The following is a 19,477-nucleotide window of genomic DNA, read 5'->3' on the forward strand; positions in this document are numbered from 1 at the left end:
GTGCGGATTGCCATCGATACGATGGGCGGAGATGCAGGCCCTGCCGCTGCCGTACAGGGGGCGGCTGCTGCCGTGCTGGCAAGGCCTGAATTGCAGGCCGATCTGTTCGGACCGGGCGATCGACTGTCAGACGAGCTCAAGAACCTGCCGCGGCACCTTGCCGCGGCCGGTTCGCATCTGTCCGTTCATCATGCACCGAGCCTGATTCGACAGGACCAGCGTCCCACCGACGCGCTTCGGCGCGGCGGCGATACGAGCATGGCGATGATGCTGAAGCATGTGGCCACTCAGGGCGCCGTTGCCGGTGTCAGTGCCGGTAACACCGGTGCGCTGATGGCGCTGGCCAGGCGCGAGCTGGGCACCGTGGCGGACATTCCACGTCCGGCCATCTGCACTGCCATACCCACTCGCGGCGATGGGCGCTGCTATCTGCTGGACCTGGGAGCCAACGTCGACGTCTCTGCGGAGCGGCTGGTTGACTTCGCACGCATGGGCGAAGTGATGGCGCGTCACGTGGACGGTATCGCCGCCCCGCGGGTGGCGCTACTCAACGTCGGCAGCGAGGGGACCAAGGGTAGCAACGCGGTGCGCGAAGCGGATGCGCTGCTGGCCGAAGTCGGTGCGTTGAACTATATCGGCTTTGTCGAGGGCGACGGTATCTTCGCCGGCTCGGCCGATGTGGTGGTATGCGATGGTTTCGTCGGCAATGCGGTGCTCAAGGCCAGCGAAGGCCTGGCGCGCATGCTGATCGAACGAGTACAGGCGACCTTCGACTCGCACTGGAGCAGTCGCCTGGTCGGAATGTTGGCGAGGCCGGCGTTGCGTCGGCTGAAGAGCGAGCTGGATCCGGTGCGTTACAATGGCGCCAGCCTGCTGGGCCTCGATGGCATTGTGATCAAGAGCCATGGCAGTGCCGATGCCACCGGCTTTTCCTATGCTGTGCTGCGGGCCGCGCAGGAGGTCAGTCGAGACCTGCCCGCCCGACTCGCTCTCGAGTTGGGCGGTCGCAACTGACAGCACTCAACAAATGGTGAACGACATGACTCAACCCCTTGCCCTCGTCTTTCCCGGGCAAGGCTCCCAGCAGGTAGGCATGCTGCGGGAGCTGGCCGAACGCTACAGCGTGGTGCGGACGACCTTCGAGGAGGCCGCCGATGCGCTGGGCTATGACCTGTGGAAGGTGGTCCAGGAGGGACCGGATGAGGCGCTCAATACCACCGCCTGCACCCAGCCCGCACTGCTGACGGCCAGCGTTGCCATCTGGCGTGTCTGGCAGGAGCTCGAGGGGCCTCGGCCCGGTGCCATGGCCGGCCATAGTCTGGGTGAGTACAGTGCCATGGTCTGCGCCGGCGTGATGAGCTTCGCCGACGGTGTGCGTCTGGTACGTCTGCGCGGCGAAGCGATGCAGGAGGCGGTGCCGGCCGGGAGGGGGGCGATGGCCGCCATTCTCGGCCTCGACGATGCCATCGTTGAAACCGCCTGTGCCGAAGCGGCGCAAAATGAGGTGGTGGCGGCCGTGAACTACAATTCCCCGGGGCAGGTGGTGATCGCCGGTGACAAGGCGGCCGTCGAACGTGCCATCGCCCTGTGTCAGGAGGCGGGCGCCAAGCGTGCCATGCCGCTGCCGGTTTCCGTACCTTCGCACTGCGATCTTATGCGCCCGGCGGCGGACCGCCTCAAGGCGGCCATGGCCGACCTCGACATGCGTGCGCCGCGCTACACCGTGTATCAGAACGTCGATGCCCAGGCGCATGCCGATGTCGAGACCCTGCGCACGCGTCTTGTCGAGCAGCTCTATCAGCCGGTGCGCTGGACGTCCTGCGTCGAGGCAATGGTGGCGGGTGGAGCCGAGGTCTTCATCGAGTGCGGTCCGGGCAAGGTGCTGACCGGGTTGGGCAAGCGTATCGCCAAGAGCAGCAAGGGCCTGGCGGTTAACGACCCCGACAGCCTCGAGGCGGCACTCGGCTTGGCGCGCGAGACGCTCGGGCAGTAAAGGCTGCGCGAACCGAAGGCCGGCGCAGAAGCGGCCTGAACGACAAGCAGGGGCAGGAGCCCCAGGATCCAACAGCATTCGGAGCGGGAACAGGTTATGACCAGCGAACGCAGAATCGCCCTGGTGACCGGCGCCAGTCGTGGCATCGGTCGGGCCATTGCCCATGAGCTCGGCCGTCAGGGGCGCGTGGTGATCGGAACGGCAACCACCGAGTCCGGCGCTGCCAAGATCGACGAAGATCTGCGCGCCCATGGTATCGAGGGGGCCGGCAGAGCCCTGGACGTCACCGATCAGGCCAGTGTCGATGCGCTGGTGAAGGCGATTACCGAGGAGTTCGGTGCGCCCACCATTCTGATCAACAACGCCGGCATCACCCGCGACAATCTGCTGATGCGGATGAAGGAAGAGGAGTGGGATTCGGTTCTCGATACCAATCTCAAGTCGGTCTACCGCGTCACCAAGGCATGCCTGCGCGGCATGACCAAGGCCCGTTTCGGCCGTATCGTCAGCATCAGCTCGGTGGTGGCGACCATGGGCAATCTCGGCCAGACCAACTATGCTGCCGCCAAGGCGGGCATGGAGGGGTTCACCCGTGCGCTGGCGCGGGAAGTGGCGTCGCGGGCGATCACCGTCAATGCGGTGGCGCCGGGCTTCATCGCCACTGACATGACAAGCGCCCTGCCCGAAGAGCAGCATCAGGCGTTGATGACGCAGATCCCTCTGGCCCGCCTGGGCGAGCCCGAGGAAATTGCCGCTGCCGTCGGCTTTCTGACCAGCGAAGGCGCCGGCTACATTACCGGTGAAACGCTGCAGGTCAACGGCGGTATGAACATGCGTTGAAGCTCCTGCCTGTCGGCGGTTGCGCCGACAGGGGGGGGTCTATAAACTACCCGCAGCTTGAGTTTGCGGACCAATGGCTGGTCATCTGAACGGCTAACTTGAACGACTGGAGTACGTATAAAATGAGCACCATCGAAGAGCGCGTGAAGAAGGTTGTGGCCGAGCGCCTGAACGTCAAGGAAGAGGATATCCAGAACAGCTCCTCCTTCACCGAGGACCTTGGCGCTGATTCCCTGGATACCGTCGAGCTGGTCATGGCGCTCGAAGAGGAATTCGATACCGAAATTCCCGATGAGGAAGCCGAGAAGATCACCACCGTTCAGGAAGCCATCGATTACGTCAACGCCCATCAGTAAGAGGGCGCTAGTCGCCGCTTGCTGAGGTGTAGGGCCCCGTTCGCAAGGCCCTGAAAAGCCGTCCTGAGTCCCAGGACGGCTTTTTGCTTTACGTAAAGGCCGCGCTGCCCAAGCAGGGAGCATGTCCGGTATAATGCGCGCAAAGACGACCTGGGGAAGGGTCGTGTCATCAAGGTTGTCTGGAGGAATACTGATGGCTCGTAGAGTTGTGGTGACCGGGCTGGGGCTGGTCACGCCGGTGGGCAATACGGTCAAGGAGAGCTGGGAAAACATCCTGGCCAGCAAGAGCGGCATCGCTCCCATCCAGCATTTCGATGCTACCGGCTTCAACACCCGCTTCGGTGGCTCGGTCAAGAACTTCGACATCAGCCCGTACCTGAATCCCAAGGATGCGCGCAAGATGGACCTGTTCATCCAGTACGGGGTGGCGGCGGGCGCTCAGGCCATCAGCGATGCCGGCATCGAGTGCACCGAGGAGAACGCCGAGCGTATCGGCGTGGCCATCGGCTCCGGCATCGGGGGGCTGCCGATGATCGAGCAGAACCACAATGCGCTCAACAAGGGTGGTGCGCGTCGCGTTTCGCCGTTTTTCGTGCCCGGCTCTATCATCAACATGATTTCCGGCAACCTGGCCATCCAGCATGGTTTCAAGGGGCCGAACATCGCCATCACCACGGCCTGTACCACCGGTACCCACAATATCGGCTATAGCGCGCGCACCATTGCCTATGGCGATGCCGACGTGATGATCTGCGGCGGCGCCGAGATGGCCACCACCCCGCTGGGTCTGGGCGGGTTCTCCGCGGCTCGTGCCCTGTCGACGCGCAACGACGACCCGCAGGCCGCCAGCCGTCCTTGGGACCGCGATCGCGACGGCTTCGTGCTCTCCGACGGGGCCGGCATCCTGGTGCTCGAGGAGTATGAGCATGCCAAGGCGCGTGGCGCCCGCATCTACGCCGAGCTGACCGGTTTCGGCATGAGCGACGACGCTTTCCACATGACGGCACCGCCGGAGGACGGTAGCGGGGCTGCGCTCTCCATGCGCAACGCCATTCGCGACGCCGGTATCGACCCTTCGGCGGTCGACTACATCAATGCGCACGGTACCTCGACACCGGCAGGAGATCTGGCCGAGAGTCGTGCCATCAGGAAAGTGATGGGGGCGGCGGCCGATGGTGTCGCGGTAAGTTCCACCAAGTCGATGATCGGCCATTTGCTGGGTGCGGCCGGTGCCGTCGAGGCGGTGTTCTGCATCCTGGCCATCCGCGATCAGGTGGCTCCGCCGACGATCAATCTGGACAATCCCCAGGAAGGCTGCGACCTGGATTACGTGCCGCATACGGCCCGCGAGCGGAAGATCGACGTAGCGCTGTCGAATTCGTTCGGCTTCGGTGGCACCAACGGCACCCTGGTCTTCTCTCGGCTGCGCTGAGCCGGGGCGTCTCGAGCGAGTGACATGACCCGGCCGCAAACAGAGGCGTGGGTGCCGTCCGACGACCGCGGCCTAGCCTATGGCGACGGGTTGTTCGAGACGGTGCTGGTACGCGATGGGGCCCCGCTGCTGTGGCCGCAACATATGCAGCGGCTCGCCGAGGGCTGTCGCCGGCTCGGCATTCCCATGCCCGCGGCCGGCACGCTCGACGTGCTACCGGCCCAGGCCGGGCCGGCACTGAAGGTGCTCAAGCTGATAGTGACCCGAGGCGGGGGCGGGCGTGGCTACCAGACGCCCGCTGCGCCGGAGCCGCGCTTGCTGTGGCAGGCTACTGATTTCACGCCTCAGCCGCGACGCTGGTGGGAAGGCGTGAGGATTCGCCACTGTCGGCTGCAGTTGGGCATGCAGCCGCTGCTTGCCGGAATCAAGCATCTCAATCGGCTCGAGAACGTGATGGCCCGCCGTGAGTGGGACGATGCCGATATTGCCGAGGGGCTGCTCTGTGACAGCCAGGGCCAGCTGGTCGAGGCCACCAGCATGAACCTGTTCTGGCTTCGCCAGGGGCGCCTGGAAACGCCGCGATTGGACGCCTGTGGCGTGGCGGGAACGCTGCGCGCGGCGCTGATGCAGCGGTTGTCCATTGTCGAGGTCTCAGTAGGGCCGCAGGCGCTGGCGGATGCCGAGGCGGTGTGGCTCGGCAATTCGGTCCAGGGGCTCTGGCCGGTAGTGCGCCTCGATACCGCCGACGGCACCCCGCTGTATCGTTGGTCGCTGAGCAGCGTTCAACGTGATTTACAGAGGGAGGCTCATGCGCTGCTGGGTTATCCCACCGCTCCCGCGGACTGATCGGGACAAGCCGGCGAGCGCAGTCAGCTTCATGCCGCGCTTGGGCCGTACTTCGTGTATCAGGGCCTGCATCTCGAGGTCTGCGTATCGAGATCTGTATATAAGACTGGTAGGTAGTGAGGAAAGCGCATGCTGCGTTTGCTGAAGTTTTTGCTGGTTCTGCTGGTGGTGGCGGCCGTAGGGGTCTTTGCCGGCTATCGCTATTGGGAAAGCCGTCTCGCGGCACCTATTGCGGTGGAAGAGGACACGCTCTATGAAGTGCCGCGAGGTGCGGGCTACAACCGGGTAGTGACGGACCTGGCGGCGCGTGGCGTGATCGAGGACGAATGGGCATTTCGTCTGTTGACCCGTCTCGAGCCGGAGGCGATCCCGCGGCTGCGCAGCGGCGAGTATCTGCTCGAACCGGGCATGAGCGGACGCGAGCTGATCGAGCTGCTCGGCAGCGACCGGGTCGTGACCTATCCGCTGACGGTCCCGGAAGGGTGGACCTTCCGTCAGATGCGCGCTCGCCTCGATGCCGCTCCCAAGCTCGAGAACCTCACCCAAGGCCTCAGCGACGAGGAGGTCATGGCACTGCTGGAACGCGAGGGTCGCCACCCCGAGGGTTGGTTCTTCCCTGACACCTATCGCTACCACAAGGGCATGAGCGATCTCGATATCCTGCGTCAGGCGCTTGCGCGCATGGAGCAGGTGCTGGAGGAGGTATGGGAAGGGCGCAATGACGACCTGACCATCGAGTCTCCCTATGAGGCACTGATCATGGCCTCGCTCATCGAGCGTGAAACCGGTGCCCCCGAGGAGCGTCGCGAGATCGCCGGGGTGTTCAAGCGTCGCATGCAAACCGGCATGCGCCTGCAGACCGATCCTACGGTGATCTACGGCATGGGCGAGCGCTATGAAGGACGCATCACCCGTGCGGACCTGCAGGAAGCCACGCCCTACAATACCTACGTGATCAATGGCCTGCCGCCGACGCCCATCGCCATGCCCGGCCGTGCTTCGCTGGAGGCCGCCGTCGACCCGCTTCCCGGCGACACCTACTATTTCGTTTCGCGTGGCGATGGCACACACCACTTTTCACGTACGTTGCGTGAACACAACAATGCCGTGAACCGCTATATCCGCAATCGTTGAGAGGCGATTGCGCTATGCAGGGCGGAGCGCGGCAGGCGGCACAGGAGCCCCCAATGCGACAGCGTGGACGTTTCATCACCCTGGAGGGCGGCGAGGGCGTCGGCAAGTCGACCAACCTCGAATGGGTGGCCCAGTGGCTGACGGCCCGTGGCGTCGAGGTCGTGCGCACTCGCGAACCGGGTGGCACGCCGCGAGCCGAGGCCATTCGTGAGCTGCTGCTCTCGGCGAAGGCCGACGAACCTCTCGATGCCGATGCCGAGCTGCTATTGGTGTTTGCCGCCCGGGCCCAGCATCTGGCCCAGCGCATACGTCCTGCACTCGAGCGTGGTGCCTGGGTGCTCTGCGACCGCTTCACCGATGCCACCTTTGCCTACCAGGGCGGCGGTCGCGGCATCGAGCCGGATCGTATCGCCGAGCTGGAGCGCTTCGTACAGCGCGGCCTCGAGCCCGATCTGACCCTGCTGCTCGACATGCCCGTCGCAGCCGCCCAGCGGCGCCTGCAAGGGCGCCTGGCGGCCAGCGGCGACAGCCGCGATCGCTTCGAACAGGAGCAGGCGACCTTCTTCGAAGCCGTGCGCCACGCCTATCTGGCGCGTGCCGCCGCGGCGCCCCAGCGCATGGCGGTGATCGATGCCGATGCGCCGCTGGCTACCGTGCAGGCGCGCCTCTCGGCCTGCCTGGAAGCGAGAGTGAGCGCATGGCTGTGAGCGATCCGGCGACATCGCTGCTGCCCTGGCATGCTCCGCTGTGGCAGCAGTTCCTTGCGCTGCATCGCAGTGGGCGGCTGCCCCACGCCATGCTGCTCTCGGGACCGCGCGGTGTCGGCAAGCAGCGCTTCGCCGAGGCGCTGCTCGGCTACCTGCTGTGTGCCTCGCCGGGCGAGACGGCCTGCGGCCAGTGTCATGGCTGTCATATGCTGGCTGCCGGCTATCATCCCGATCTGCTGCGCGTTTCACCGGAGGAGGGCAAGCGGCAGATCCGTATCGATCCGATCCGTGAGGTCAATGCCTTCGTCTCCCAGACGGCCCAGCAGGGCGGCCACCGGGTGATCGTGCTCTCACCGGCGGAGGCGATGAATGTGGCGGCGGCCAATGCGCTGCTCAAGAGCCTGGAGGAGCCGGGCGCGCGCACCCAGTTCCTGCTGCTGGCCGACGTCCCCTCGCGCATGCTGGCCACCATTCGCTCCCGCTGTCAGCACTGGAGTCTGCCGCTGCCCGAGCACGAGCAGAGCATCGAGTGGCTGGCCAAGTCGCTGGGGGGGCGTGATGAAGCGGAGTTCTGGCTGCAGGTTGCGGGTGGCTTGCCGCTGCTCGCCGCCGAGCTGGCCACTCCCGACTCTCGGGCGCTGCGCAAGCAGCTGCACGAAACCTTCGATGCCCTGGTGCGTGGCGCCGAGCCGGTGGCGGAGGCTGCCCGTCTCGACCGCCAGTCCCTGGAATCGATACTATGGTACGGTATTGCCTGGCTCGAAGACTTGATTCGACTGGGCCTGTCGGGGGAGTCGGCGACAGTGCGCAATCCCGACCTCCTTCCGCTCTACCGTCAAGCGGTCAAGAATGCCCGGGTGCAGGACTGGTTCCGGCTGCTGGACTTCGCCCGAGAGCAGCGCCGCCTGCTGGCGGCGGGTGGCAATCCCAATCCTCAGCTGGTCCTCGAGGCCTGGCTGGTACGCTGGTCGACCCTGCTGCGCTCGTGAAGTAGGGTAACCTCGTGAAGTAGGGCAACGGAGAGATTCATGGCACCGCAGAAGGCCCTGTCGCTGACCATTCAGGACGAGCAGACCCTGCTCTCCGCCTACATGCCGCTGCTCGAACGCGGCGGCATCTTCATTCCGACCCGTGAGCGCTACGAGCTGGGCCAGGAAGTCTACCTGCTGCTGACCCTGCCCGGCGAAAGCGAGCGGGTGCCGGTGACCGGTCAGGTAGTGTGGGTGTCGCCCGACGGCGTGGCGGGGCGGCGGGTGCCGGGAATCGGCATCCACTTCAGCCCCGAGGATCATGTCGTGCGCGACCGTATCGAGACGCTGCTGGCCGGGCAACTGGACAAGGGTACGTCGAGCTACACGCTTTAAGCCGACCGTCGGACACCACGGTCAAGTCCGACTGCCGCCTGGGCTTACCGCAAGCGCTACATCTGGCGCAATCGCCAATCGCTCCTGCCATTCACTGGATGAGTTTTACACTGCATGTTCGTCGATTCCCACTGCCACCTGGACCGCCTCGATCCCACCACCCACAGCGGCAACCTTGCCGACGCCCTGGCCGCCGCTCGGGCCCGTGACGTCGGCCAGTTCCTCGCCGTTGCCGTCACGCTGGATGACATGCCGACACTTGCCGCCATTGCCCGCGAGCATGATGACGTGGCGATCTCTGCCGGCGTGCATCCACTGCACCTGCTGGAGCGTGAGCCGGAGATCGAGGCCATCAAGGAAGCCGCGGAGCGCTTCGGCGCGGTCGCCATCGGCGAGTGCGGTCTGGACTATCATTATCTCGACAAGACCCCTGACCGGGTGCCGTCGCGGGAGGTGCAGCGCGAGCGTTTCCGGCGTCAGCTGGTGGCCGCCACCGAGCTCGAACTGCCGGTGATCGTGCATACCCGCGATGCCCGCGAGGAGACGCTTGAGCTGATACGCGAGCACAGCGATCCGGCCATCGGCGGGGTGCTGCACTGTTTTACCGAGGATCTCGAGATGGCGCGGGAGGCGGTGCGTCACGGCTTCTACATCTCGCTGTCGGGTATCGTCACCTTCCGCAACGCCGAATCGCTGCGTGAAGTGGCGCGCCGGGTGCCCCTCGACCGACTGCTGATCGAGACCGACAGCCCCTACCTGGCGCCGGTGCCGTATCGCGGCAAGCCCAATGAGCCGGCCTGGGTGGTGGAGGTCGCCGAATGCATCGCCGAGGAGCGGGGCATCAGCGTCGAGGAGGTTGCCATGCAGACCACGGCCAACTTCTACCGCCTGTTCCGTGGTGCGGCGCCCGAGCCCAGCGACGAGACGCGCGATATCCTGGCCCGAGCCGGTCTGGTGTAGCAGTAAGAGGGAGTTTCATGTCGAAGGGGGGCGTATGAACCTGGACCCACTGCTCAATCACGTCGAGCCCGATGGCGACATTCCCCCGCTGGACCGCTGGCAGCCGGGGCAGGCAGGCGCAATGGACCTGGAGATCGCCGCCGACGGGCGCTGGTTCCACGAAGGCAGTGAAATGACGCGGCCGCGCCTGGTTCGCCTGCTCTCGACGCTGCTGCGGCGTGAGGAGGATGGCGAATACTATCTGGTCACGCCGGTGGAGAAGCAGCGCATTCGCGTGGTCGACCGCCCCTTCGTGGTGGTGGACGCCGACTATGACGATGCTGCGGGCTGCTGGTGGCTGACCACTCATGCCGGTGATCGCCTGCGGTTGGACGAAACGCATCGGCTGCGGCTCAGTGCTACTCCCGAGGGCGCGCAGGTGCCCGAAGTGCCGGTGCGCTTCGGTCTCGCGGCGCGCCTCGGGCGCAACGTCTATTACCGACTGGTGGAGGCCGCCGAGCAGCGCCCCAGGGGCGACGGCACCGTCGAACTCGGCCTGACCAGTGCCGGTAGCTGGCAGCCACTGGGCGAACTGCCCGCCGAGGCCTCGTGAGGCTGACCGCGGAGCAGCGTGCCGTCGTCGAACACGGTGCCGGACACGCCAGGGTATCGGCGGTGGCGGGTGCCGGCAAGACGACCACGCTGGTCGCCCGCGTGCTGCACCTGCTGGCACGAGGCGTCCCGGCGCAGCGCATCCTGGTGCTGATGTTCAACCGCTCGGCCCGCGAGGACTTTCAGCGCAGGCTGTTCGAGATGGCGCCCGCCGGGCAGCGACTGCCCGACGTACGTACCTTCCACTCCCTCGGCCACCGCCTGACCCAGAGCCTGACCCGTTGGGGCGCGCTGGCCCCGCGCCGATTGATTTCCGCCGACTGGCAGGTGGAGCGTCTGCTGCGGCAGGCGACCCTGGAGGTGCTGGAGGATGGTGAGCGGCGCGACATGGCCCTCGAGGGCGATACCCTCGAGGCGCTGGCGCACTTCTGCGGCCTGGTGAAGGCCGAGATGCTGCCCGCCGCCACGCTGCTCGAGCGACTCGACCTCGACGAGGGCTGCGAGCACTTCGCCGCGGCCTTCGAGCGCCTCGAGGCGCTGCTCGCCGAGCATGGCCTGATGACCTACTCCGATCTGCTCTACCGTCCGCTGCGGGCGCTGGAAGCCGACTCTGCTCTGGTCGGAAGGGTGGAAGGTTATCTCGACCAGGCGATCATCGACGAATATCAGGACATCAACCAGGCCCAACTGCGCCTGTTGGCCATGCTGGCGGGGCGCAGCGCGGACGTCATGGCCGTGGGCGATGCCAACCAATGCATCTACGAATGGCGCGGCGCGCATCCCGACACCATGCGCGAGCACTTCAGCGCCACCTTCGGCGCAGCGACCGACTATCCGCTCTCGACCACCTTCCGCCATGGCCACTCGCTGGCACTGCTGGCCAATCATGCCATTGCCGCCAACCGGCGCCGGCCCGATCAGCTGTGCCTGGCCGCTTCCGGCAATCCGACCACCGAGGTTGCCGTCGAGCAGGGCAAGGCAGCGCTGCTGGCGACCCTGGAGCGCTGGCGGCATGGCGGCAGGGCGCTGAGTGAAGCGTGCCTGCTGGTGCGCAGCTGGGCGCTGTCGGTGCCCGTGCAACTGCAGCTGCTGCAGGCCGGTATTCCGTTCCGCCTGGCCCGCGAGGATCGCTTCGTCTTCCGTCTGCCGCTGGTGCAGGCGCTGGCAGGCTATCTGCGGCTCTCGCAAACGCCGGCGCTGCTGCACGACCCGGGTCACCTGTTGCGGCTGCTGGAGCAGCCGACCCCCTTCGTTGCCCGTGAGCGCCTGGCGGCATTGGCCCAGCGCCTGGCCCATACGCAGCAGTACCCCGAGCGGGACGATCCCCTGCTGGCTGGGCTCAAGCCGATGCAGCGCCGCAACCTGAAGCGGCGCTGGACGCTGCTGTGCGAGCTGCCACGTCTCGGCGCCTGGCACCCGGCCCGGCTGTTGGCGCACGTGGTCGATGCGCTGGATGCCGAAAAAGTGCTCAAGCGGGCCGCCGCAAGGCGTGAGAAGGGCGAAGAGGACGTGCGCCTGCTCGATGTGCTGGTGGAGCAGGCAGGGGAGACCTCGGATATCGAGGCCTTCATCGAACTGCTCGAGCGGCCGGTCGAGAATCGCGACGACGGCATCCTGATCACTACCGTGCACGGCGCCAAGGGGCTCGAGTGGCCGCTGGTCGTGGTGGCCGGCGTCAACGAGGAGGACTTTCCACACTACAGTCGCGACAACCCCCTGTCGGCGGAACGGCTGGAAGAGGAGCGGCGGCTGTTCTACGTGGCCGTGACCCGGGCGCGGGAGCAGCTGTTGCTGCTGCACGACAGCGGCGATCATCGCCCCAGCCGTTTCATCGGCGAGACCCAGTGGCTTGAGTGCCGGCAGATCGCCGCCCGGCTGTCGGCGGCGCAGGAAACGTCGTCTCAGCTCAGTGTGACGTCGCCTGCGCTGGTATCACGCTATCTCGCTGCCCTGGGCTGCGAAGGGATTGAGCTGGTGCCGCGAGAGCCCACGTTGGCTGAGCCCACCGCCGACTATGCCGTTCAGCATTATCGCCCCGGGCTGCGGCTACGCCACGCGGTGTTCGGCGAGGGCGAGGTGGTGGTGGTGGAGGGCAATCCCGACGATCCGGTAATCGAGGTAAACTTCATTCAGGCCGGCCGGCGCCGGCTGCTGGCGTGTCGTGCTCCCATCGAGATATTGGCCGCCGAGACCGCTACTTCCTAGTTGGCCCAGGGAGCGCTAGCTGGCCCAAGGAGAACATGCATGAAACAGGTACTCATCGCCGCCACCGAGCTGGCGCAAGCGCTGGAAAAGGATGGGGCGCCGCAGGTATTCGATTGTCGCGCCAGGTTGGGCGACCTCGATGCCGGTCGCCGCCTGTGTGAGGCGGGCCACGTGCCGGGCAGCCTGCATCTCGACCTCGATCGCGATCTGGCGGCCGAGCCCGGGGCAGGGGGGCGCCATCCCTTGCCGTCTGCCGATGACTTTGCCGCCACTCTGCGCCGCCTGGGTGTGACCCCGCAGCGCCCCGTCGTGGTACTGGACGACATGGGCGGTCAGCTGGCGGCGGCGCGGGCGTGGTGGATGCTGGCCATTTGGGCCGGACACCCCGACGTGCGTGTGCTCGACGGTGGGCTGAAGGCCTGGCAGGAAGCGGGCGGAGAGCTGGTGCTTGGCCAGGAGCCGCTTCCCGAGCCGAGCCAGTGGCAGCCAGCCTTCGATGACAGCGCGCGTATCGCCGCCGACGAGGTGTTCTCGGGGCGCGAGCTCAAGGTGGATGCCCGCAGCGAGGAGCGCTTTCGCGGCGAGGCAGAGCCCATCGACCCGGTTGCCGGACACATACCGGGGGCGGTGTGTCGTCCCAGTGCCACCAATCTCGCCGACACCGGCCGCTTCAAGGCGCCCGAGGCGCTGGAGGCCGAGCTGCCGCGGGCCGAGGCCATCGTGGCCTACTGTGGTTCCGGGGTCACGGCCTGCCACAATATCCTTGCCTATGCCATTGCCGGACGTAGCCTGCCACGACTCTATGCGGGCTCCTGGAGCGAGTGGGTTCGCGATCCGTCACGGCCTGTGGCCCGCTCAGGAAGAGGGAACGCTTGAATCCCCCCGCGGCTGGCGTGTAGCGTCGGCCGCTGGTTCAATGGAGATGACACAGAATGGAAATCTGGGGAGAGAACAATATGAACTTTGCGCTAATCGGCGCTGCAGGGTATATCGCGCCTCGCCACATGCAGGCGATCAAGGATACGGGACATGACCTTGTGGCAGCGTACGACATCAACGATTCGGTCGGCATCATCGACTCGATCTCGACCGACTGCTCGTTCTTTACCCAGTTCGAATATTTTCTCGAGCATGCCTGGCGGCTCAAACGGCAGCGCGAGAGGGCGGTCGACTACTGGGTAGTCTGCTCTCCCAATCACTTCCATAGCGCACATATCACGGCTGGGCTTCATCTCGGCTGTGACGTGATCTGCGAAAAGCCCCTGGTCTCGACCCCGGCCCAGCTCGATGAGCTGCGCTGCGTCGAACAGGAGACCGGGCGTCGCGTCTACAGCATCATGCAGCTGCGCCACCATCCGGCCATTCACGAACTCAGGGACAAGGTGATCGCCGAGCAGCGCGACGACCGGTATGAGGTCGAGCTGACCTACATCACTGCACGGGGCCCGTGGTATCTGGCCAGTTGGAAGGGCGATTCGCGCAAGTCGTTCGGTGTGATGGCGGAAATCGGCATTCACTTCTTCGACATGCTGCACGTGATCTTCGGCGAGCTGCAGCGCATGGTGCTGCACTACCATGACGAGCACAAGGCCGCCGGCTATCTCGAATACGAGAAGGCCAAGGTGCGCTGGTTCCTCTCCATCGACGCTGAGGATCTGCCCGAACGCGTGCGTGGCCAGCACTCCACCTACCGCAGCATCAGCTGCGACGGCGAAGAGTTCGAGTTCTCCAGTGGGTTCACCGACCTGCACACCGTGAGTTACCGCGAGATTCTCTCTGGGCGCGGCTTCGGCATCGAGACCGTACGGCACTGCCTGGAAACCGTCTATCAGTTGGGTCAGGCGACTCCGGAGGCGCCGAGCGAAGGCGAGGCCCATCCCCAGCTTTCCCGTATCGTCCCGGCCCGTGCGGCCGGTGCAACGGCACAGGGTTGAGGGGGCTGCCGGTGAACTTCATCGATCTTGCCGCGCAGCAGGCACGCATCAAACCGCAACTGGACGCCGCCATTCAGGGCGTGCTGGCGCATGGGCGTTACGTGATGGGACCCGAGGTGGCCGAGCTGGAGCGCCGCCTGGCCGACTATGTCGGCGTGGCCCACTGCATCGGCTGTGCCAACGGCACCGACGCGTTGCAGATCGCCCTGATGGCGCTCGATATCGGCCCGGGAGACGAAGTGATCGTGCCCGGCTTCACCTTCATCGCCAGCGCCGAGAGCGTAGTGCTGGCCGGTGCCAGGCCGGTCTTCGTCGATATCGATCCCCGCACCTATCTGATCGACCCCGAGAGTGTCGAGGCGGCGATTACGCCGCGCACCCGAGCCATCATGCCGGTGTCCATGTTCGGCCAGTGCGCCGACATGGAGGCCATCGGGGCGCTGGCGAGCAAGCACGACCTGGCGGTGGTGGAGGATGCTGCGCAGAGCTTCGGCGCCACGCGCCACGGACGACGCTCCTGCGGCCTGTCGCATGTCGCCTGCACCAGCTTCTTCCCCAGCAAGCCCCTCGGCGCCTACGGTGACGGTGGCGCGGTGTTCACCGACGACGCCGAGCTGGCCGAGCAGGTGCGTCTCGTCGCCCGTCATGGTGAGGCGCGCCGCTATCATCATACCCGGCTCGGTATGAACAGCCGCCTGGATACCCTCCAGGCCGCCGTTCTGCTGGCCAAGCTCGAGCTGTTCGACGAGGAGGTGGCGCTCCGGCAGCAGGTGGCCGAGCGCTACGCTGCGCTGCTGGTCGAGTCCGCCGTCGTCAACGCGCCTTGCTTGGCGCCCGGCAACACCAGCGTGCATGCGCAGTACAGCATTCGCGTACCGCGGCGTGACGACGTCCAGGCGAAGCTTGCTGACGCCGGGATCCCCACCGCGGTGCACTATCCTCTGCCGCTCAACCACCAGCCCGCCGTGGCCGATCCCGACTGCAGCTTGCCGGTCACCGAGACGGTGTGTCAGGAGGTTCTGAGCCTGCCGATGCATCCCTACCTCGAGGCGGAACAGCAGCAGCAGGTGGTCGAGGCGCTGGTAAAAGTGCTGGGTTGAAGAGATAGGACAGGAAAAGTCATGAAGAAAAGGGCGTGCCGTGTGGCACGCCCTTCTCGTCGGCTGCAGCTCAGTAGTAGAGCCGTCAGTTACATGTTGGGATAGTTGGGACCGCCGCCGCCCTCCGGCGCCACCCATCTGATGTTCTGCGCAGGATCCTTGATGTCGCAGGTCTTGCAGTGCACGCAGTTCTGGAAGTTGATCTGGAAACGCGGCTTGCCGTTGTCGTCCTCGACCACTTCGTAGACCCCGGCCGGGCAGTAGCGCTGAGCCGGCTCGGCATACTTCGGCAGGTTCTCGCGAATGGGAATCTCCGGGTCCAGCAGCTTCAGATGGCTTGGCTGATCCTCCTCGTGATTGGTGTTGGACAGGAACACCGAGGAGAGCTTGTCGAAGGAGAGCTTGCCGTCGGGCTTGGGGTAATCGATCTTCTCGAACTCGGCGGCCGGCTTCAGGGCGGCATGGTCCGCGGTGGTGTCGTGCAGGTTAGGCAGCTTGCCGCCCAACAGTTGATTGGCGAAGTTGTAAGCCCCGCCGCCCACGGTACCGTACTTGTGGATCGCCGGGCCGAAGCTGGCGGTTTCCTTGAGTTCGGCGTAGGCCCAGCTCGCTTCCCACTTCTCATTGAAGGCGGTCAGTTCCTGGCCGCCTTCATCGCCGGCGGCGATCGCTTCGAACACCGCTTCGGCGGCCACCAGGCCGGATTTCATCGCCGTGTGCAGGCCCTTGATCTTGGCGAAGTTGAGCGTGCCGGCGTCGCAGCCGATCAACAGTCCGCCGGGGAAGGTCATCTTCGGCAGACAGTTGAGGCCGCCCTTGGTGATGGCCCGCGCGCCGTAGGCCACGCGCTTGCCGCCCTCCAGGTGCTTGGCCAGTACCGGATGGTGCTTCATGCGCTGGAACTCGTCGAACGGCGAGAGCCAGGGGTTCCGGTAGGAGAGGTCCATGATCAGGCCGACTACTACCTGATTATTCTCGGCGTGATAGAGGAACCAGCCGCCGTGGGTGTCCTTGGCCAGCGGCCAGCCAGAACCATGCAGGACCAATCCCGGCTCGTGCTGCTCGGCGGGGATGTCCCACAGCTCCTTGAGACCGATGCCGTAATGCTGAGGGTCCTTGCCTGCGTCGAGCTTGAAGCGCGAGATCAGGCCCTTGCCCAGATGGCCGCGTGCGCCTTCGGCAAACAGGGTGTACTTGGCGCGCAGCTCCATTCCCGGTGTATAGCTATCCTTGGGGGTGCCGTCGGCGGCCACGCCCATGTCGCCGATGAGGATGCCGCGTACCGTGCCGTCCTCGTCGTGCAGTACTTCCTGGGCGGCGAAGCCCGGAAACACCTCGACACCCAGCCCTTCGGCCTGCTCGGCCAGCCAGCGGCACAGATTGCCGGCGCTGATCACGTAGCGCTTCATGTCGCCGCCGGTGTTGTGCATGCTCTTGGGTACCAGGGCATTGGGCAGCTTTTGCGCCTTCTCGGCATCCTTGAGCAGGTAGACCTCATCGCGGGTGGCGGGGGTAGTCAGCGGGGCGTCACGCTCTTCCCAGTCGGGGAACAGCTCGGCCAGCGCGCGGGGCTCGAACACGGCGCCCGAGAGAATGTGGGCGCCGACCTCGGAGCCCTTTTCCACCACGCAGACGGTCAGCTCCTGGCCGGCCTCGCCCGCCTGCTGCATCAGGCGGCAGGCGGCAGACAGCCCGGAAGGGCCGGCGCCGACGATCACCACGTCGAAATCCATCGAATCGCGTTCTACTTGCTCAGACATGCCAGTCGCTCCTCCCTCGGCTTCGGCGTCGGAGCGGATGTGCCACCAACGTCGAAGGAAAATAAAACGGTCGTTTGCTTCTCGATATTCTTCATGATAGGCATAATAAACGACTCAGGATACCCCTACGATGCCAATGTGCTACGTTCCACGCTTCGGTCTGTTGCAAGGGGATTGTTGCCAAAGCCCAAGCTATGGCACATTGGCAGGGTTTTTTGCTTCGGCGCCTATCAAACGCTTGCATGAAACGGCATGCTCTGGAGTGCGCGGAGGCATGCTGACAGAATCGCGGAGTCGTTGATCTTCCCGGCACGCCATGGGCGTCAGCGAGTCCCTAACGAAAAGGTTCACCCATCGAACCAAGCGAGGACACCATGAAAGTACTCGTCGCGGTCAAACGCGTCATCGACTACAACGTCAAGATCCGGGTCAAGGCGGATCACTCCGACGTCGACCTCACCAACGTCAAGATGGCCATGAACCCCTTCTGCGAGATCGCCGTGGAAGAGGCCGTGCGGCTGAAAGAGAAAGGCGTGGCCACCGAGGTCGTCGCGGTGACCATCGGCCCCAAGGCCGCCCAGGAGCAGCTGCGCACCGCGCTGGCGCTGGGCGCCGACCGGGCCATTCATGTCGAGACCGAAGAGCGCGTCGAGTCGCTGGCCGCGGCCAAGCTGCTGGCCAAGGTGGTGGAAGAGGAGCAGCCGGGGCTGGTCATTCTCGGCAAGCAGGCCATCGACACCGACAACAACCAGTGCGGCCAGATGCTGGCCGCACTGGCCGGCCTGCCTCAGGGCACCTTCGCCTCCGAGGTGGTGGTCGAAGGCGACAAGCTGCAGGTGACTCGCGAGATCGACGGCGGCCTGCAGACCGTTTCGCTTTCCCTGCCGGCCATCGTCACCACCGACCTGCGCTTGAACGAGCCGCGCTACGCCAAGCTGCCCGACATCATGAAGGCCAAGAAGAAGCCGCTAGACGTCAAGAGCCCGGCCGATTACGGCGTCGAGGTGGCCAGCAAGCTCACGCTGCTCAAGGTCGAATCGCCGGCCGAACGCAAGGGCGGCATCAAGGTGGGCTCCGTCGACGAGCTCGTGGACAAGTTGAAGAACGAAGCCAAAGTGATTTGAAGGAGCTGATCGCATGAGCATCCTGGTTTTAGCAGAACATCATGACGGCCAGCTCGCCGGTGCCACCGCCCACGTCGTTGCCGCAGCCAAGGCCATCGGTGGCGACATCGACGTGCTGGTCGCCGGCGAGAACGTCGGCGCCGTGGCCGAGGCCGCTGCCAAGCTCGACGGCGTGAGCAAGGTCCGCGTGGCCGACAACGCGGTTTACGCCCACCAGTTGGCCGAGCCCATGGGCGCGCTGCTGGCCGAGCTGGCCGGTGGCTACAGCCACGTGCTGGCCGCTGCCACCACCACCGGCAAGAACGTGCTGCCGCGGGTTGCCGCGCTAAAGGACGTCAGCCAGATCTCCGAGATCGTCGAAGTGGTCGACGCCGACACCTTCAAGCGTCCGATCTACGCCGGCAACGCCATCGCCACGGTGAAGAGTGCCGACAGCCTCAAGGTGATCACCGTGCGCAGCACCGGCTTCGATGCCGTCGGCGAAGGCGGTAGCGCAGCTGTCGAGAATGTCGATATCGTTGCCGACAATAGCCAGTCCAGCTTCGTCAAGCAGGAGCTGGCCCAGAGCGACCGTCCCGAACTGGCGGCGGCCAAGGTGGTCATCTCCGGCGGGCGCGGCATGGGCAGCGGCGAGAACTTCAAGCTGCTCGACGGCATCGCCGACAAGCTGGGCGCCGCCATTGGCGCCTCCCGCGCTGCGGTAGACGCCGGCTTCGTGCCCAACGACATGCAGGTGGGGCAGACCGGCAAGATCGTCGCGCCGGAGCTCTACATTGCCGTGGGCATCAGCGGTGCGATTCAGCACCTGGCCGGCATGAAGGACTCCAAGGTGATCGTGGCGATCAACAAGGACGAGGAAGCGCCGATCTTCCAGGTGGCGGATTACGGTCTCGTCGGCGACCTGTTCCAGATCCTGCCGGAGCTCGAGAGCAAGCTCTGAGCTCTCTCCGTCATGTCCACAGAAGCCGGTTCCGCAATGAGCCGGCTTCTTGCCGATTGGCCTTTACGTTCTGGGCGAGGGCACTCTGTCTGGTGTAGGGTGTTCGTGCCTTGAGAAAAAGGAGCTCGGGACGGTTGAAATCGCCGCTCGGCGACCGCACCTCATTTGATTGCAGCACAACCACTGACACC

18 protein-coding genes and 1 pseudogene are annotated in these 19,477 nt (G+C 65.4%); 18 read left to right on the plus strand and 1 reads right to left on the minus strand.

Going from position 1 to position 19,477, the window contains the following annotated elements:
* From plsX to B8115_RS11620, 16 genes and pseudogenes are all read left to right on the plus strand, one after another.
* Positions 1 to 1,014: a phosphate acyltransferase PlsX gene (plsX, locus tag B8115_RS11545; protein WP_026038064.1), complete on the plus strand. Its 1,014-nt coding sequence runs from the start codon at positions 1 to 3 to the stop codon at positions 1,012 to 1,014.
* A 25-nt stretch (positions 1,015 to 1,039) separates the two neighbouring features.
* Positions 1,040 to 1,993 (plus strand): ACP S-malonyltransferase, encoded by a 954-nt coding sequence (gene fabD / locus B8115_RS11550; RefSeq protein WP_026038065.1) that lies wholly within the window; start codon positions 1,040 to 1,042, stop codon positions 1,991 to 1,993.
* Between the two features lie 96 nt (positions 1,994 to 2,089).
* Positions 2,090 to 2,833: a 3-oxoacyl-ACP reductase FabG gene (fabG, locus tag B8115_RS11555; protein WP_010627957.1), complete on the plus strand. Its 744-nt coding sequence runs from the start codon at positions 2,090 to 2,092 to the stop codon at positions 2,831 to 2,833.
* Between the two features lie 122 nt (positions 2,834 to 2,955).
* Positions 2,956 to 3,189 (plus strand): acyl carrier protein, encoded by a 234-nt coding sequence (gene acpP, locus B8115_RS11560; RefSeq protein WP_008956801.1) that lies wholly within the window; start codon positions 2,956 to 2,958, stop codon positions 3,187 to 3,189.
* A gap of 190 nt (positions 3,190 to 3,379) precedes the next feature.
* Positions 3,380 to 4,621, plus strand: coding sequence for a beta-ketoacyl-ACP synthase II (fabF, locus tag B8115_RS11565; protein ID WP_234254295.1), 1,242 nt, complete (start codon positions 3,380 to 3,382; stop codon positions 4,619 to 4,621).
* Between the two features lie 24 nt (positions 4,622 to 4,645).
* Positions 4,646 to 5,467: an aminodeoxychorismate lyase gene (gene pabC / locus B8115_RS11570; protein WP_010627959.1), complete on the plus strand. Its 822-nt coding sequence runs from the start codon at positions 4,646 to 4,648 to the stop codon at positions 5,465 to 5,467.
* 129 nt (positions 5,468 to 5,596) lie between these two features.
* The gene (gene mltG, locus B8115_RS11575) at positions 5,597 to 6,601 is read left to right on the plus strand and encodes an endolytic transglycosylase MltG (protein ID WP_010627960.1); all 1,005 of its coding nucleotides are present in this window, start codon (positions 5,597 to 5,599) and stop codon (positions 6,599 to 6,601) included.
* A 53-nt stretch (positions 6,602 to 6,654) separates the two neighbouring features.
* Positions 6,655 to 7,308: a dTMP kinase gene (gene tmk, locus B8115_RS11580; protein ID WP_010627961.1), complete on the plus strand. Its 654-nt coding sequence runs from the start codon at positions 6,655 to 6,657 to the stop codon at positions 7,306 to 7,308.
* Positions 7,299 to 8,297: a DNA polymerase III subunit delta' gene (locus B8115_RS11585; protein WP_010627962.1), complete on the plus strand. Its 999-nt coding sequence runs from the start codon at positions 7,299 to 7,301 to the stop codon at positions 8,295 to 8,297. Before tmk ends, B8115_RS11585 begins: the two co-directional genes overlap by 10 nt.
* Before the next feature lie 24 nt (positions 8,298 to 8,321).
* Positions 8,322 to 8,672: pseudogene (locus B8115_RS11590) on the plus strand (PilZ domain-containing protein); the annotation flags it as partial.
* Positions 8,673 to 8,786: 114 nt separating this feature from the next.
* Positions 8,787 to 9,632: a TatD family hydrolase gene (locus B8115_RS11595; RefSeq protein ID WP_010627964.1), complete on the plus strand. Its 846-nt coding sequence runs from the start codon at positions 8,787 to 8,789 to the stop codon at positions 9,630 to 9,632.
* A 34-nt stretch (positions 9,633 to 9,666) separates the two neighbouring features.
* The gene (locus B8115_RS11600; protein WP_010627965.1) at positions 9,667 to 10,224 is read left to right on the plus strand and encodes a DUF1285 domain-containing protein; all 558 of its coding nucleotides are present in this window, start codon (positions 9,667 to 9,669) and stop codon (positions 10,222 to 10,224) included.
* Entirely contained in the window at positions 10,221 to 12,428 is a 2,208-nt protein-coding gene (locus tag B8115_RS11605; protein WP_010627966.1) for an ATP-dependent helicase, read from the plus strand. Before B8115_RS11600 ends, B8115_RS11605 begins: the two co-directional genes overlap by 4 nt.
* Positions 12,429 to 12,467: 39 nt before the next feature.
* Entirely contained in the window at positions 12,468 to 13,304 is an 837-nt protein-coding gene (locus B8115_RS11610) for a sulfurtransferase (RefSeq protein ID WP_010627967.1), read from the plus strand.
* An 80-nt stretch (positions 13,305 to 13,384) separates the two neighbouring features.
* Positions 13,385 to 14,362, plus strand: coding sequence for a Gfo/Idh/MocA family protein (locus tag B8115_RS11615; protein ID WP_141638574.1), 978 nt, complete (start codon positions 13,385 to 13,387; stop codon positions 14,360 to 14,362).
* A gap of 11 nt (positions 14,363 to 14,373) precedes the next feature.
* On the plus strand, positions 14,374 to 15,462 hold the full coding sequence (locus tag B8115_RS11620; protein WP_010627969.1) for a DegT/DnrJ/EryC1/StrS aminotransferase family protein: 1,089 nt from the start codon (positions 14,374 to 14,376) through the stop codon (positions 15,460 to 15,462).
* 89 nt (positions 15,463 to 15,551) lie between these two features.
* Here the strand turns inward: B8115_RS11620 and B8115_RS11625 are convergent, their stop codons facing one another.
* Positions 15,552 to 17,222, minus strand: coding sequence for an electron transfer flavoprotein-ubiquinone oxidoreductase (locus tag B8115_RS11625; protein WP_010627970.1), 1,671 nt, complete (start codon positions 17,220 to 17,222; stop codon positions 15,552 to 15,554).
* Between the two features lie 374 nt (positions 17,223 to 17,596).
* Between B8115_RS11625 and B8115_RS11630 the strand changes: the two genes are divergently transcribed.
* Together B8115_RS11630 and B8115_RS11635 are read left to right on the plus strand one after the other, a co-directional pair.
* Complete coding sequence (locus B8115_RS11630; protein ID WP_010627971.1) at positions 17,597 to 18,346, plus strand: electron transfer flavoprotein subunit beta/FixA family protein; 750 nt, start codon at positions 17,597 to 17,599, stop codon at positions 18,344 to 18,346.
* A gap of 13 nt (positions 18,347 to 18,359) precedes the next feature.
* Entirely contained in the window at positions 18,360 to 19,286 is a 927-nt protein-coding gene (locus B8115_RS11635) for an electron transfer flavoprotein subunit alpha/FixB family protein (protein ID WP_010627972.1), read from the plus strand.
* Positions 19,287 to 19,477: the final 191 nt, after the last annotated feature.

This window comes from Halomonas sp. KM-1 (assembly GCF_000246875.1).
Taxonomy (GTDB): Bacteria; Pseudomonadota; Gammaproteobacteria; order Pseudomonadales; family Halomonadaceae; genus Halomonas; species Halomonas aerodenitrificans.